11 protein-coding genes are annotated in these 16,229 nt (G+C 38.4%); 10 read left to right on the forward strand and 1 reads right to left on the reverse strand.

Features of this window, described 5'->3' with window-relative positions; genetic code table 11:
* Positions 1-83: 83 nt before the first annotated feature.
* The 10 genes from OQ268_RS17210 to OQ268_RS17255 all read left to right on the forward strand — a co-directional run bounded on the left by OQ268_RS17210 (position 84) and on the right by OQ268_RS17255 (position 15,536).
* A complete protein-coding gene (locus OQ268_RS17210; RefSeq protein WP_265857998.1) occupies positions 84-3,347 on the forward strand; it encodes a UvrD-helicase domain-containing protein in 3,264 nt (1,087 codons plus the stop codon).
* 152 nt (positions 3,348-3,499) lie between these two features.
* Entirely contained in the window at positions 3,500-6,376 is a 2,877-nt protein-coding gene (locus tag OQ268_RS17215) for a PD-(D/E)XK nuclease family protein (RefSeq protein ID WP_265858000.1), read from the forward strand.
* A 1,385-nt stretch (positions 6,377-7,761) separates the two neighbouring features.
* On the forward strand, positions 7,762-8,196 hold the full coding sequence (gene tnpA, locus OQ268_RS17220) for an IS200/IS605 family transposase (RefSeq protein ID WP_265858001.1): 435 nt from the start codon (positions 7,762-7,764) through the stop codon (positions 8,194-8,196).
* Position 8,197: 1 nt separating this feature from the next.
* Positions 8,198-8,755, forward strand: coding sequence for a GNAT family N-acetyltransferase (locus tag OQ268_RS17225; protein ID WP_265858003.1), 558 nt, complete (start codon positions 8,198-8,200; stop codon positions 8,753-8,755).
* A 239-nt stretch (positions 8,756-8,994) separates the two neighbouring features.
* Positions 8,995-9,981, forward strand: a complete 987-nt coding sequence (locus tag OQ268_RS17230) for a pyruvate dehydrogenase complex E1 component subunit beta (RefSeq protein ID WP_265858004.1) — start codon at positions 8,995-8,997, stop codon at positions 9,979-9,981.
* Positions 9,982-10,229: 248 nt separating this feature from the next.
* Positions 10,230-10,586, forward strand: a complete 357-nt coding sequence (locus OQ268_RS17235; RefSeq protein ID WP_265858006.1) for an iron chaperone — start codon at positions 10,230-10,232, stop codon at positions 10,584-10,586.
* 148 nt (positions 10,587-10,734) lie between these two features.
* The gene (locus OQ268_RS17240) at positions 10,735-13,626 is read left to right on the forward strand and encodes a DEAD/DEAH box helicase (RefSeq protein ID WP_265858008.1); all 2,892 of its coding nucleotides are present in this window, start codon (positions 10,735-10,737) and stop codon (positions 13,624-13,626) included.
* An 82-nt stretch (positions 13,627-13,708) separates the two neighbouring features.
* Positions 13,709-14,020, forward strand: a complete 312-nt coding sequence (locus tag OQ268_RS17245; RefSeq protein WP_265858010.1) for a YgaP family membrane protein — start codon at positions 13,709-13,711, stop codon at positions 14,018-14,020.
* A 65-nt stretch (positions 14,021-14,085) separates the two neighbouring features.
* A complete protein-coding gene (locus OQ268_RS17250; RefSeq protein WP_265858012.1) occupies positions 14,086-14,868 on the forward strand; it encodes a 3-keto-disaccharide hydrolase in 783 nt (260 codons plus the stop codon).
* 80 nt (positions 14,869-14,948) lie between these two features.
* Positions 14,949-15,536 carry a TMEM175 family protein gene (locus tag OQ268_RS17255; protein ID WP_265858014.1) on the forward strand — a complete coding sequence of 196 codons (588 nt, stop codon included), beginning with the start codon at positions 14,949-14,951 and terminating at the stop codon, positions 15,534-15,536.
* Positions 15,537-15,538: 2 nt separating this feature from the next.
* Here the strand turns inward: OQ268_RS17255 and aat are convergent, their stop codons facing one another.
* Positions 15,539-16,171, reverse strand: coding sequence for a leucyl/phenylalanyl-tRNA--protein transferase (aat, locus tag OQ268_RS17260; RefSeq protein WP_265858016.1), 633 nt, complete (start codon positions 16,169-16,171; stop codon positions 15,539-15,541).
* Positions 16,172-16,229: the final 58 nt, after the last annotated feature.

Below are 16,229 nucleotides of genomic sequence, written 5' to 3' on the forward strand. Positions count from 1 at the left end.
AAATGCAAGCTCTGCATCTAGAAATTCCCCTCCCGCGGAGGGGTGCCTGAAAGGCGGGGTGGTTTCATTATCAAATTTAAAATATGCAAAAACCCGTTAAAATACTTCAAGCATCCGCAGGTTCTGGTAAAACCTTCAGCTTGGCAGCTCATTATCTCACATTATTATTTAGCGGAGATAACAAATACAGGGAAATTTTAGCGGTTACTTTTACCAATAAGGCTACCGAAGAAATGAAAACCCGTATTTTAGAGGTTTTACTCGGTTTTGCCAAAGGTGATGTTTCTAAAAAAACAGACGACTACAGGCAACTTGTTTTAGCAGCTCATCCGCAACTAAACACGCAAACATTAAAGCTAAAGGCTGATAAAATTTACCGAAAAATCCTGCATGATTACAGTCGTTTCTCTGTAAGCACCATCGACGGTTTTGTGCAAAAAGTAATTCGTGGTTTTGCTTTTGAGCTAGGTTTAGATAGTGGGTACAGCCTGGAAATGAACACTGAAAAGGTAAAGAACGAACTAACTGCCAAGCTAGAAAAATTACTAGATGAAAAGGATAATCTATTGCAATGGGTAGTTGAGCTGGCTTTAGATCGAATTAGCAACAATAAATCTTGGAATTACAATACAGAACTTCTCAAGTTGGTTGGTGAAGTTTTTAAAGATCAGTTTAAAGATTTTGAGACTGCAGTAGAGCATTTTGGCACAGAAAACACCGATGAGGTTTTCAAAAAGTATATTGATTTTTCGAAAAATTATATAAAAAAATTTGAGGCAGATTTAACTGAACTTGCCGAGACCGCTTTTGGCATTATTGAGGTTAGTGGTTTCGGCATTGAAGATTTCAAAGGCAAAAGTCGTTCGCCTCTGCTCAAGTTCAATAGCATCATCTATGGAAATTTTAACGACGTAGAAAAAGTATTAAAGCTAATGGATGATGAAGAGAATTGGTTCCCGAAAGGGAAAAGTAATGAACTTTACCAGGACATCAATCCCATTTTACATCAGTTAAGCGCAATTTACAACACCGGCATCGCCGATTATATTTTAGCTAAAGCATTTATTAAAAATGGGTATTTTTTGAGATTGATGCAGGAAATTGCCGTGCTACTGGCAGCCTATCGCGATGAAAATGAAACGCTCCTTATCAGCGATGCGCAAAAATTGCTCAACGGAATTGCCGAAGATGCCGGAGAAAACCCAAGTTTTATCTGGGAGAAGATGGGCAACAAATATCGAAATTTTCTTTTTGATGAATTTCAAGATACCTCTGCCAATCAATGGAATAGTTTCAAAGCCTTGGTAAGCAATGCTATCTCGGTACATGACGGCAAATTGCACGATCATTTAATTGTGGGCGATGCCAAACAGTCTATTTACCGTTGGCGAGATGGCGATTATAAACTGCTGCACCAAAAAGCCATGGCAGATTTAGGGGAGCATAACGCCTTCGCCGATCAGCTGGAAGAAAATTACCGGAGTACAGAGGAAGTTATCAAGTTTAATAACAACCTGTACCCGAGATTGGCTAAGCTATTGCAAAATAAAATCAACGGGGAAATACCTGCTGATGATGAATTGCTGAACAGTTTTTGGAACGATAAACGCAATCAATACACAGATATTATTACCAAGATTTACGATGGAGTAGCTCAAAATAAACATTCAAAAACGACCAATGGTGGCATCATTAAAATAAAAAAAATAAACTTTGATAAGCCGAAAGCATCCGCTGATGGTTTAGTTGAAAATATAGCTTCAGATATTGAGCCCGACAATAAAAAAGAAGCTGCCCTAAACGAAATGCTAAAAGAAGTAAATCTTTTGCTCAACGAAAAAGGATATCAGCAACGGGAGATTGGTGTTTTGGTTCGTTCTAATGCAGAAGCGACCGAAGTAGTAAACGCGTTAATGGCCGGAGGTTTAGATGTGATATCAGGCGAAGCCTTAAAAATTGCCAGCAGCACAGCCATCAAACTCATTGTTAATGTGCTAAAACTATTAGTGGTTAGTCCGGCAAATTCTGCTTTGTATAAGGCAAATTGTATTGCCCTATATGCACAGTTGCACGAAAAAGCAATCAACGGAGATGATTATTTTGCATTAAAAGAAACACCAATTGAAAACCTTAAACACGTTCTACCAAGTAATTTTTGCGAAAATTATCGTACATGGTTAGGTTTACCTTTATCGGCTTTAATCGAAAATATCATCACTGCGTTCGGCTTAGATCAATATCAAAAACACAACATTAACCCATTTCTACCATATCTTTTAGCTTTTAGAGATTTAACCAACAAAGCATCCCGACAGGGCGAAAAAGGAATTTCTGCTTTTTTAAATTGGTGGGAGGAGGAAGGGCACAATAAAAACCTACCCTCGCCAGAAACAGCTAATGCCATACAGGTAATGACCATTCATAAATCTAAAGGTTTAGCATTTAGGGCTGTTTTTATTCCTTTTTGCGACTGGCCTTTGGGCGGCAGACCCAATAGTACATTTTGGGTTCCAATGGACAATACACCTTATGCAGATTTACAAAGCATTCCATTACAATTTACCAGTCAGCTTAAAGGCTCTAGCGTAACAAAATATTATTTAGAAGAGTTGTTAATGAACTATATGGATGCTTTAAATAGTTTGTATGTTGCTACTACGAGAGCGAAAGATTACATTTATATCTCATTCCCTGGAAAGAAAAAACCATCTTTGAGCCATGTTGGCGATGCCGTTTTTGATGCTTTTGCAGAAGACTTTGAAAATTCAGACGAAATTCAAATCGGCACTTTTTCTGATAAAGGTGATGGCGTAGAAAATTTCGATACGCTCAATTTAGCTGTTTATCCAACCACTTCTCGCTTAGAGGAAGTTTACCAAGAAACTGAAAACCGACCGCAAAAATACATCGATAACATTACCAAATCGGGAATAAAAGGTAGCAACCTGCACGCTATCTTAGCAGAGGTAAACAATGTTGATGAAGTAGATAGCGCACTAGATCGGTTGGTTTTAGAAGGTTTAATTTTGGAAGATGAAAGAGCTGATTATTTACAGCAAGTTGCAGCGGTTTTGTCGCACCCGGAATTGAGTGCTTTATTGAGCCAAAATGCCAACCAGATCAACGAAAAATCTATTATAGGCACTGATGGTAAAACCTACCGGCCAGATAAATTGGTGCTCAACGGCAAGCAAGTCTCCATCATCGATTACAAGTTTACTGCCGAAGAAAGCCAAAATCATGTAGCACAAATAGTGAATTATAAAAGTTTGATAGAAGCAATGGGTTATGAAAATGTAAAACCGTATTTATTTTATGCTTCGTTAAAGAAATTAAAAGCAGTGTAGCGTATGGAAGGCATGATTAATTTTTAACCGCTTTAGGATTGCTTCGTTCCTTGCAATGATAGTTAGGCGGGCGTCATTGCGAGGAACGAAGGAATTTCCTTTAGGTTACGTTGTACACCTCAGTCTCATATCTCAATACTCACATCTAAAATATGACCCCATTTTTAAAAGAAGTTGCCGAAGATTTAGTAGCCAAGTTTGGCCAAAACTTGCAAGATTGTGCCATTGTTTTTAACAACAAGCGCCCTGTAGCATACCTGCAAAAGCATTTGGCAGATATTTATAAAAAACCATTTTGGAGCCCTTCATTGTTTACTGTACAAGAGTTTTTTGCAGAAGCAACCAGTTTAAAAATCGCCGATCATTACACGCAGTTTTTTACGCTCTACGACTGCTACATCGACCTTTTAAAAAAAGAAGGCTTAGAAAAACTACCATCAATTGCTAAGTTTCATAACATTGCCCGCATCATTCTAGGAGATTTCACACAAATTGATAACGACTTGGTAGACTCTGATAGATTGTTTACCGAATTGGAAGATATCGCGGTCATCAATCAACAATTTGATTTCTTAACTGCAGAGCAAAAGGAATTTCTATCGCAATTTTGGCAATCATATTCAGAAGGCAAGTACAAAAAGCAGCAGGAACTTTTTATAAAAATGTGGCACCGAATGCCTGTCTTGTATCGCAATTTTCATCAAAGGCTATCAGACAATGGCTTTACCACAATGGCAAGGCTATATAAAAACATCGCCTATGGCAACAACGACATCGATTTTACCACAAAATATGTGGGAGGTAAACTTGTTTTTATAGGCTTTAACGCACTTAGCAAATCTGAAGCTAGAGCATTTAAACGCTGGCAAGAAGAAGAAAAGGCCATCTTTTATTTTGATACAGACAGTTATTATTTGGAAGATGAAATGCAAGAGGCCGGACTTTTTCTCCGTAGAAATCTGAACCAGATTGGCTTGAAGAATCAGCTTGAAGGTGCCTCGAGCAATATCAAATCTACGCCACGCGATGTTAACGTTTACAAAGTGCAGGGGCAAACCGCACAAGCAAAAATTATAAACGAGCTTTTGGCTAATGAAAAAGAGCGAATATTAAGCCAACAGGAGGTGAATACTGCAATCATCCTTGCAGATGAAAGTTTGTTGATCCCGGTTTTGCAAACTATCCCAGCAAAAGTAGAAGGCAAAAAACTAGATGTGAACATCACAATGGGCTTTGGACTTATCAACTCCTCGCTATATGGTTTGGCAGACTTGTGGTTAAGCGTACAGGCAGAAGTCAATGGAAAAAAAACTATTCAGTACCAAACCGCAATTGCCTTTTTATCGCACCCTTTAATTGGAGTTAGCGATGTAATGCGACCAAAAATCATCGATGCTTTAATTAAAGAGCAGTTGATAGAAATTCCATACGGGCGTTTAACTAGGCAGGGTGGCCTTTTCGCTAGCTTTTTCGAACCTATAACATCATCCGCCGATGCGGTAAAAAAATTGATTGAGGTATTAGACTACGTTTTACAACGTGAACTAGCTGCCAGAAAACTGAAAAAAATAGATGCAGAACTGTTTGGCAAGACCATGCAAGAGCTGAACAGACTGCAAGATACACTTCAACACCACATTAACAAATATCAGCAAGATATCGAATTAACTTTTGTGCTATCGCTCATACAAAAATCGCTTGGCGCAATTGCGGTTCCACTAGAAGGTGATCCTTTAAACGGGATCCAAATAATGGGGTTGTTAGAAAGTAGAAACTTGAATTTTGAACGGGTAATTATTTTAGGCTTAAATGAGGGTATTGTACCTCAGGCATCAACAGGCACAACATTTATTCCCGATAGTTTGCGGCGGGCCTATGGATTACCGGTTTTAGAAAATCAGGATGCGATCTCGGCATATATGTTTTATCGATTGATACAAAGATCAAAAAATATACATTTTGTCTATAATGCTTTAACTGACGAGAGCAATAGTGGGGAGCCATCTCGATTTATTAAACAGTTGGAATACGAAAGTGGCTTTAATTTTCATCATAGAGAATTGCAGCTTTCTGTAAAAACTGAGTTGAAAAGGGATGAAGTTGTGGTGAAATCTGCAAAGGTACAGCAGGTGCTAAACAAGTATTTATCTGGTCAGAAATACCTCTCTGCATCGGCCTTAACTACCTATATTGCAAACCCAATAGATTTCTTTTATAAGTACGTAGCCGGAATTGAAGAGCCAAAAGAAGTAGAAGAAACCGTTGAAGCATACAAAGTTGGTTTGATATTGCATGATGTAATGGAGCAGTTTTATGCTCAATTAAAAGCTGTTGATCCAGAAATTACTACCGAACGCATTAGGGAAAAAAGGACTGATATTCCGACATTAATTATGCAGGGTTTTGCTCAAGTTTTATATGAGAATAGAAATGTTCAGGTGAACCTTAATGGCATGCAAAAAGTTATTTATGCTATCGTGCTAGAATACGTAAATATTATTTTAAAGCAAGATGCAGAAGATGCACCTTTCACTTTAATTGGTTTGGAGCAAAAAGGAAATGCAAGCTTTAATTTCGAAGCTAATGGGAAACAGCAACAGGTAAAACTTTATGGCATTATAGATCGGGTTGACTTGAAAAATGGTGTATACAGAATTGTTGATTATAAAACAGGTAGCGACAAACTAAAATATTCATCTATTGAAGAATGTTTTGATACCGACTGCGGAAATATCAATAAAGCATTGGTGCAAACATTATTTTATACGCATGTTTACGAGCAGATTTCCAAAAACGAAACTGTTGAGCCTAATCTCTATATTGTTAAAACGATGAGCAAAGAGGGCATTACCTTCACCGGCAAAAATGGTGTGTTAAAAGATGCTTTTTTAGCATCAGAGAAAATGTTGTTTTTGCAAGCGCTAAGAGAGAAGTTAAAAGAATTGTTCGATTATTCTATCCCTTTTAGAGCCAGCCAGGTGCCAGGTAATTATGTGTATTCTATCTATACTACATTGTTTGGGAGGTAGATTAGTTTGTGGCTAAAGCCTTTTTGATTTTGTTTCTAGTTCGTTGGCTTTAGCCAATGGCAATGAATACCTACCAACCGCTGTAAATACAACTGCACCATCCATTTATTGGCCGCCTGGCTTTAGCCGACGGAAAAAAATATATCCTCTTATTGGGTTTAGCCAAACAAAACCTGTTTGTTTCAACCAACGGCAATGAATACCCACTAACCGCTTTGAAAACATCTGCACCATCCATTTATTGGCCGTCTGGTTTTAGCCGACGGAATAAAAAAATATATCCTTATATTGGCTTTAGCCATATAAAACCTGTTTGTTTCAATCAACGGCAATGAACACCCACCAACCGCTGTAAATACACCTGCACCATCTATATATTGCCCGTCTGGCTTTAGCCGACGGAAAAAAAATATATCCTTATATTGGCTTTAGCCAAACAAAACCTGTTTGTTTGAACCAACGGCAATGAATACCAACCAACCGCTGTAAAAACACCTGCAACATCCATTTATTGGCAGCCTGGCTTTAGCCGACGGAAAAAATAAATCCTTATATTGGTTTTAGCCATAGCAAAAGTGTTTGTTTCAACCAACGGCAATGAACACCCATCAACCCCTGTAAATACGCCTGCACCATCCATTTATTGGCCGTCTGGCTTTAGCCGACGGAATAAAAAAATATTTCCTTATATTGGCTTTAGCCAAACAAAACCCGTTGATTTCAACCAGCGGCAATGAATACCTACCAACCGCTGTAAAAACACCTGCAACATCCATTTATTGGCAGCCTGGCTTTAGCCGACGGAATAAAAAAATATATCCATATATTGGCCTTATCCATACAAAACCTGTTTGTTTCAACCAGCGGCAATGAATACCTACCAACCGCTGTAAAAACACCTGCAACATCCATTTATTGGCAGCCTGGCTTTAGCCGACGGAATAAAAAAATATATCCATATATTGGCCTTATCCATACAAAACCTGTTTGTTTCAACCAGCGGCAATGAATACCTACCAACCGCTGTAAAAACACCTGCACCATCCATTTATTGGCCGTCTGGCTTTAGCCGACGGAAAAAATAAATCCTTATATGGGCTTTAGCCATATAAAACCTGTTTGTTTCAACCAACGACAATGAATACCTACAAACCGCTGTAACTACGCCTGCACCATCCATTTATTGGCAGCCTGGCTTTAGCCGACGGAAAAAAAATATATCCTTATATTGGCTTTAGCCAAACAAAACCTGTTTGTTTCAACCAACGGCAATGAACACCCACCAACCGCTATAAATACGCCTGCACCATCCATTTATTGGCCGTCTGGCTTTAGCCGACGAAAAAAAATAAATCCTTATATTGGCCTTAGCCAAACTTTAAAATATGTCATATGTAAAAATTTGGGTTCACTTGGTGTTCTCAACTAAAAACAGACATCCCTATTTAACAAAAACCATCCGCTATAAACTTCAAAATCATATCATAGAAAATTGTAAACAGAAATCAATTTTCCTTAAAACTGTTAATGGTTATACAGAACATTTGCACTGTTTAATATCTGTAGGAAAAGAACAAAGCATAGCTAAAATAGCACAGCTAATTAAAGGTGAATCAGCCTATTGGATAAACAAAAATAAACTAACCGATGAAACCTTTATGTGGCAAGATGATTATTTCGCAGTTTCAGTAAGCGAATCCAATTTAGAGATTGTTAACAACTACATCAAATACCAGGAAAACCATCATCACAAAAAATCATTTGAAGAAGAGGTAGAAGAGTTCACCGATAAATATAAATTCGAAATAAGAAAAGAATAAAATGCTAACCCTCAATTTTACAAAATTTCCAAGCCTCGAAACCCAGCGCCTTATTTTACGAGAGCATAAGTTAACTGATGCTGAAACATTATTTGCCATGCGCACAAATGAAACGGTAATGAAATATATCGACCGTGAACGGCCAAAGGATTTGATGGAAATAAAAACTTTCATCAGCATCCTTAACGATGGTTTCGAAAATGGCGACAACCTTGCCTGGGTAATTGCGCTGAAAGAAAACCCAAACGAAATGATTGGCTCCATTGGTTACTGGCGAACAGATTATGCAAACCATAGGGCAGAAATTGGATACATGCTTCACCCAGATTATTGGCGAGAGGGAATAATATCCGAAGCCTTAAAAAGAACGATAAATTTTGGTTTTGAAGAAATGAATTTGCACACAATTAAGGCAAACATTAATGTAGAAAATGATGCATCAAGGCAAGTGCTTATCAAACATGGTTTCGTTAAAGAAGCTCATTTTAAGCAAGATTATTATTTTCGAGGGCGATTTTTAGACAGCGAAATCTATGGCTTAATTAATCCCCAACACTAGAACGGCAACCATTATTCCTGGAAAATTAATCCTCAAAATTCCGACAAATTAGATGCCTTAAAAACAAAAGCAATCCAATACGGCCAGTTTCAAAATAATATTTTATGAAATCAAGAATGGTGTATAGCACCAAATTATCTTAAGAAAATTACATAACAATTATTACAAACCGCAGGCATTATTGCCTTTGGTTTCAAAGCGATTAATAATTATATTTGCCACCGTTATTAAAATTTACAATGAGAGAAATCCAATTTAGAGAAGCACTACGCGAAGCCATGAGCGAAGAAATGCGCAAAGATGACCGCGTTTTTTTATTAGGTGAAGAAGTAGCAGAATATAACGGAGCGTACAAAGTTAGTCAGGGCATGCTTGAAGAATTTGGTGCGAAACGCATTATTGATACCCCAATTGCCGAGTTAGGTTTCGCAGGCATCGCAACTGGAGCTGCAACAGCTGGCCTTATTCCAATTGTAGAGTTCATGACATTTAACTTCTCATTAGTAGCCATCGATCAAATAATCAATGGTGCTGCTAAAATTTTATCAATGAGCGGTGGTCAGTTCTCATGCCCAATGGTTTTCCGTGGACCAACAGGTAATGCTGGTCAGCTTGGTGCACAACACTCTCAGAACTTCGAAAACTGGTATGCAAACACACCAGGATTAAAAGTCGTTGTTCCATCAACACCATACGATGCTAAAGGTCTATTAAAGCAAGCCATTATCGATCCAGACCCAGTAATTTTTATGGAATCTGAAGTAATGTACGGCGATAAAGGCGATGTTCCTGCAGAAGAATATTACATCGAATTTGGTAAAGCAAACGTAACTAAACAAGGTACCGATGTAACAATCGTAACTTTCGGTAAAATGTTAACCCGCGTAGTTAATCCAGCCGTAGAAGAATTAACAAAAGAAGGCATCAATGCAGAAGTAATCGATTTACGTACTGTTCGCCCTATTGATTATGCAACCATTATCGAATCAGTTAAAAAAACCAACAGATTAGTAGTAGTTGAAGAAGCATGGCCGTTGGCTTCACTTTCTGGCGAAATTGCTTTTATGGTTCAAAAACAGGCATTTGATTACCTAGATGCACCAGTATTACGTATTACTTGTGCAGACGTACCACTTCCATACTCACCAACGTTAATCGCTGCAAGCTTACCGAATGCAGAAAAAGTTGTTAAAGCAGTTAAAGAAGTAATGTACGCAACAAAATAACAGCAAAAATTTATTATGATATTTAATCCTCCAAATCAAATTTGGGGGATTTTTTTTGTTTTTTTTGGAAAGCAATGTTCGGCAATACTTCGGTTGTGAAAGCCCCGCTATCCATTAATCCGATGAAAAATCGGAATCATTCCTATCGGGTTTATTACACTAAAAACAATGCATTAAACCTTGCAGACCTATACTTCAGCATATCAAAAATCAGTAAGTTTTCGTAATTTCAAGTAAAAATTCTAGAAATGAACGCGGAAAATCCAGGTACTATCGACGAATACATTGCGCTTTTCCCTTCAGAAACGCAAAATGTTTTACAAGAAATTCGCACCACTATTCGCCAGGCAATACCTCAGGCAACAGAAGTAATCAGTTACAAAATGCCGGCTTTTAAACAAAATAAAGTATTGGTTTATTTTGCAGCATATCAAAAACATATTGGCTTCTACCCTACTAATTCAGGCATCGAAGCCTTCAAACATGAATTTGGCAACCTAAAGTGGAGCAAAGGAGCGGTACAATTCCCACTGAATAAACCTTTACCAAAAGATTTGATTGCTAGAATAACAAAATTCAGGGCCGAGAGCGAAAGTAAGGCATAGCACCGTCTAAAAATGTCTGTAACTATAAACCCATGCAACGAAAACAAATCGCATTGAAAATGTTACACTTCTTTTGATGTGCGCCTAAAATATCGTAAGTTTAAAGTTTTTTAAGAGGCTGCTTTTAAAAGATTTTTCAAACCTTACAATGTTACGCGTAGATAGCTCTAAACCTTGCAAAATTGTATACTCATTGTGCAAACACGAGTACTTAGGCTATTTAATTGAACCACATATTGTTCAGCTAAATCCGCAGGGCGATTTCTCTTTTACCTATCAGCGCATTTTTACCCATACCGCCGCAGAATTTAAAAACTGCCTAACCGATATAGATTCCAAACTCATTAAAATTTTAGATGATATTGAACAAGATGCGGTAATTAAAAAATATTATAAAAAACTCATCAGGCCAACGGAGTTCTTCACCAAAATTTTCGATGATAAGTTTTACAATACTGTTCGTCCGAAGATAGAAAAGAAACTAGCTGAAGCCTTAGAGTTGCTCAAAATACAAAACGAGCTTTACATTATGGATAAAGATGGTTGGCCAGTAGAGCGCAAAATTGAGCTTGCCGCCGAACCTGCATCTATACTGTTTCATTTCCGCAGAAACGAAACAGAAACACGCTACTTCCCTACTATCAAATATCAAAACTTGCGCATCGAGTTTATGTTCAAGGAAGCGCAAATCATCAGTAATAAACCAGCATGGCTGTTGTTGAACGATGTGCTATACTTTTTTGATCAAGATGTAGAAGGCAAGAAATTGCAGCCTTTTTTAGCAAAGCGATATATTGCAATTCCAAAATCTACCGAAACTACCTATTTCGAGAAATTTGTTGCCCCCTTAATAGAAAAGCACCATGTTTATGCAGAGGGTTTCGAAATTAGAACTGAACAATATGATGCCATCCCCATAATCAAAGTCTTATACGTAGATGGTGGCATATCTCAAATTCAGCTCTATTTTAAATATGGAGAATACCAATTTCCGATAGAAAATGCACACAAGGTTACTGTGAGATTGGAGAAAACGGACGACAATTACATTTTTCACCGCATTAAACGTTCTGCAGAGTGGGAGAAAAAACAGTTTAACCTTTTACTTTCTTTGGGTCTCAAAAAAGCTAGCGCACTCTTTAGCAATTTGGAGGTAATCAATACTGAAGAGAATCAGAGCTATGCCGCTATCAATTGGGTTAATGAGCATATCGAGATCCTAGAGGCAGCAGGTTTCGAAATAGAACAGGCCACCGGCCAAAAGCGCTTCGTTTTTGGCGCCAATAAAATTGATTTAGAGGTTAAAGAAGGTAACGATTGGTTCGATATTAATGCGGTAGTCTGGTTTGGCAAATATCAAATTCCTTTTCTTTCCTTAAAGCAACACATATTACATAAAAAGCGGGAATTTTTACTTCCTGATGGGGAGGTGGCCATCATCCCAGACAAATGGTTTACCCAATATGGAAGCCTGTTTAGCCTTGCAGATACGGGCACAAGCCTAAAGCTCAAGAAACACCATATTGGTTTGCTAAATGATTTGGCTGAAGATAGCCTGGCAAATGTTACGCTAGAACGCAAACTTCAGCGCTTATCAGATTTTGAAGACATTGCCGATACGCAAATGCCCTTAAATTTTAAAGGTAGCCTTCGCGATTACCAGAAAGCAGGCTACAATTGGTTCAGCTTTTTACGTGAATATAATTTTGGCGGTTGCCTGGCAGATGATATGGGTTTGGGTAAAACCATACAAACGCTGGCCATGCTACAAAAGGTTAAGGAAGACCATCAGTTGTTGGGTACGCCAAGTACTTCCCTCATCATCATGCCCACCTCATTAATTTATAATTGGTTAACAGAAGCTAAAAAGTTTACACCGAAACTAAAAATACATGCACATACCGGGAGCAATAGAAATAAAAATGTAGCTAATTTTGCTAACTACGACATTGTTATTACCACATATGGCGTTACACGTGTGGATGTAGAAGAGTTTAAATCTTTCTACTTTAACTATGTTATTTTGGATGAAAGCCAGAATATCAAAAACCCTGCTTCAAAATCTTTTAAGGCAGTAAGAAGCCTCAAATCCAGGCACCGCCTTATACTAAGCGGAACACCAGTAGAAAATTCCGTTAGCGATCTTTGGTCGCAATTAACATTTTTAAACCCTGGTTTATTGGGTACGCAAGCTTTTTTTTATGATGAATATGTTCAAGCGATCGAGAAGAAAAAAGATGAGGAAAAAGCACGCAAGCTTCAATCGATTATAAAGCCCTTTGTACTTCGCAGAACCAAAGAACAGGTTGCTGCAGAATTACCTCCAAAAACAGAGCAGGTAATTTATTGCGACATGAGCGAAGACCAGGCCGCATATTACGAAAAGACCAAATCCGCTTATCGCAATGATTTATTGCAAAGCATGGACGATGGCACATTTGCCCAAAAGCAAGTACAACTTTTACAAGGGTTAACAGCGCTGCGGCAGTTGGCTAACCATCCGGTGATGATTGACGCAGAGTACGGTTCAGATTCCGGTAAATTCGAAAATGTAATTCACACCTTAGATAACGTGCTCAAAGGCGGGCATAAAGTGCTGGTTTTTTCACAGTTTGTAAAACATCTCGATATCTTCAAGAAACACTTTGAGGCAGAGCAGATTCCATTTGCCTATCTGGATGGTGCTACTCGAAACAGAGGAGAAATTGTAGCAGAATTTCAGCAGAATACCAATCTGAAAGTGTTCCTGATATCTATCAAGGCTGGTGGAGTAGGTTTAAACCTCACCCAGGCCGATTATGTATTTATACTAGACCCATGGTGGAACCCTGCAGTAGAGCAGCAAGCCATTGATAGAACCCACCGAATTGGACAAGATAAAAAGGTTTTTATCTACAAGTTTATAGCAAAAGATACTGTAGAGGAGAAAATTCTAGCCCTCCAAAATCGCAAAAAATCGCTGGCAAATTCCTTAATTACTACAGAAGAGAGTTTTTTCAAATCTTTAAGTAAAGATGATATTCGGGATATTTTGAAATAGCTGCTTAGTTCTCGTTTATTGCAAACATTTAAAAACTGTAATAGATAGAATTTGTTAAAAGGTAGTATTAAATATAGCTATCATGACAAACGACAATTTCAATATCGCAATTACCAACGTTAAAGAAGCCTGGAAATATCCAGAGTTATTCGAAAATGTTTCCAGATCAGAGCGTGTACTTTCTGGTGCCGTTGGCGGTTATCTGCTTTTTAAGGGCATTACCAGTTTATTTTCACATCCAGTTATGGGCCTAACAGGCGCTGCCATTGGTGCCGGTTTATTGTATCGCGGCCTTACTGGTTACTGCCCGGTTAAAGACATTGCGGCACAGGAAAAACTAGAAAGCGAGGAACTAATAATCACCGATTCCAATTTACTTGAAGATTTGGCGTAATAAATTGAATACCAAATTTCCATTTCTTAATAAACTGGTTAACTTTAAAGTGTTAATCAATAATTATGAACAAGTACGCATTAATTTTTATTCAGGCATTATTTGGCTTTGCGGCGTTGGCGCAGGATAAAAAAACAGATCCAGCTACAGAAGCTGCAAAAACAGAAGTTTGGGAACCTGTTCCAAAAATGGTAAAACCAGGAAACTTGCCTCAAGAGGCTCCCTCTGATGCCATTATTCTTTTTAACGGCAGAAATTTAGATGCCTGGCACTCGGTAAACAACCCGGGTAAACCTGCAGCATGGACAATTGACGATGGTTTTTTCACTGTAAAAAAAGGCACGGGAAATATCGAAACCAATAAAAAGTTCACCGACTACCAGTTGCATATGGAGTGGAAAATTCCAACAAATATTACTGGCACCAACCAGGCCAGGGGTAACAGTGGTGTTTTTCTTGCATCAACCGGCGATGGGGATAACGGCTATGAAATCCAGATTATGGATGCCTATAACAACCCAACCTATGTAAATGGCCAAACCGGAAGCGTGTACAAGCAAGCTATTCCTTTGGCTAATGCAAATAAAAAACCAGGCGAATGGCAGTATTACGACATTATTTGGAATGCGCCACGATTTAATGAAGATGGTACGGTAGCAAGCCCCGCAAACGTAACGGTGTTTTTAAATGGTGTCTTACTTCAAAACCACTTTGTATTAAAAGGCGAAACCAGGTGGATTGGTGCACCAGAATATAAGAAGCACGGCCCATCAGCTATCAAACTGCAAGACCACGGAGACCCTAGTCCGCCGATAAGTTTTAGAAACATTTGGGTAAGAGAACTTTAAACAATCAAAGCCTGCAAACATAAATTTGCAGGTTTTTTGTTTATTCGATTTTTTGGTTGATAATTGTGAAAAAAAATCACATGAATAAAGGTCGTTTAGAAGCTTTCAGTGATGGCGTAATTGCCATTATCATTACCATCATGGTGCTCGAAATAAAGGTGCCAGAAGGTGAGCACCTCACCACACTTAAGCCGCTCCTGCCAAAATTTATCAGTTATTTGTTAAGCTTTGTTTATGTAGGCATCTATTGGAACAATCACCATCACCTATTACATGCGGTTAAAAAAGTAAGCGGTCGCATGCTGTGGGCAAATCTTAACTTCCTCTTTTGGCTTTCTCTATTTCCCGTTGCAGCCGGGTGGATGGGCGAAAACCATTTTGCGCTTTGGCCGGTTGTGGTATATGGTGTAGTGCTTTTCCTTGCCGCCGTTGCGTACACGATTTTAGTTATTGTTTTAAAAAAAACCGACGGAGAAGATTCTATTGTGATGCATGCCATTGGGAACGACAGTAAAGGAAAAATCTCACTCACTTTTTATGTTTTGGGTGTGGGCTTAAGCTTTGTGGTGCCGTGGCTCGGCGTTTTAATGTACACGATTGTAGCCTGTATCTGGTTTATTCCCGATAGAAGAATAGAAAAAGCAATGAGAGAAGAAGGTCTTTTATAAAATCATTCACTTCTTAATATCTCCAGGTAGGAGCTGCTGTCCATCATTTCGGCGCCTAGGCTCATCAAATGGTCGTTAGGCATTTGGCAATCGATTAAATCAATATCAAGCCGGCTAAGGTAAATAAGGGCGACTTTGGATGCATTGCTTACCATGCTAAACATACTTTCACCGCAAAAAACGCGATTGATCATCACTCCGTAAAGTCCGCCAACTAATTTTTTGTTGAGCCAAACCTCTACACTATGGGCGAAGCCAATTTCAAATAAGTTTGTATAAGCTTCCTGCATTTGGGTGGTAATCCAAGTACCATCTTGCCCTTTCCTCTTGGTATTAGCGCATTTCCGAATAACATCCTGAAAAGCAGTATCGAACGTCACTGTAAATAAATTGTCGCGTAAAAGTTTGCGCATGCTTTTGCTAATGAGTAGTTTTTCGGGATAAATTACACAGCGCTCATGGGGCGCATACCATAAAATTGGGTCACCCTCACTAAACCATGGAAAAATTCCATTTTGATAAGCAAGCAACAACCTTTGCAGGCTTAAATCACCGCCAATGGCAAGTAATCCGTCTTCGTCTGCTAAAGATGGGTTAGGAAAAACGACTTCATTATCTGGTAACTGAAAAAACATATTGCTAAAGTAAGAAACAAAACAACCATTAAACCCTAACGTTAAATTATTGTCATAC

Origin of the sequence: Pedobacter sandarakinus, assembly GCF_026240095.1 — a bacterium.
Classification (GTDB): domain Bacteria; phylum Bacteroidota; class Bacteroidia; order Sphingobacteriales; family Sphingobacteriaceae; genus Pedobacter; species Pedobacter sandarakinus.

Coding starts and splice junctions, on each gene's coding strand:
- OQ268_RS17210 (WP_265857998.1), top strand. CDS start 84: ATGCAAAAACCCGTTAAAATACTTCAAGCATCCGCAGGTTCTGGTAAA.
- OQ268_RS17215 (WP_265858000.1), top strand. CDS start 3,500: ATGACCCCATTTTTAAAAGAAGTTGCCGAAGATTTAGTAGCCAAGTTT.
- tnpA (WP_265858001.1), top strand. CDS start 7,762: ATGTCATATGTAAAAATTTGGGTTCACTTGGTGTTCTCAACTAAAAAC.
- OQ268_RS17225 (WP_265858003.1), top strand. CDS start 8,198: ATGCTAACCCTCAATTTTACAAAATTTCCAAGCCTCGAAACCCAGCGC.
- OQ268_RS17230 (WP_265858004.1), top strand. CDS start 8,995: ATGAGAGAAATCCAATTTAGAGAAGCACTACGCGAAGCCATGAGCGAA.
- OQ268_RS17235 (WP_265858006.1), top strand. CDS start 10,230: ATGAACGCGGAAAATCCAGGTACTATCGACGAATACATTGCGCTTTTC.
- OQ268_RS17240 (WP_265858008.1), top strand. CDS start 10,735: ATGTTACGCGTAGATAGCTCTAAACCTTGCAAAATTGTATACTCATTG.
- OQ268_RS17245 (WP_265858010.1), top strand. CDS start 13,709: ATGACAAACGACAATTTCAATATCGCAATTACCAACGTTAAAGAAGCC.
- OQ268_RS17250 (WP_265858012.1), top strand. CDS start 14,086: ATGAACAAGTACGCATTAATTTTTATTCAGGCATTATTTGGCTTTGCG.
- OQ268_RS17255 (WP_265858014.1), top strand. CDS start 14,949: ATGAATAAAGGTCGTTTAGAAGCTTTCAGTGATGGCGTAATTGCCATT.
- aat (WP_265858016.1), bottom strand. CDS start 16,171: ATGTTTTTTCAGTTACCAGATAATGAAGTCGTTTTTCCTAACCCATCT.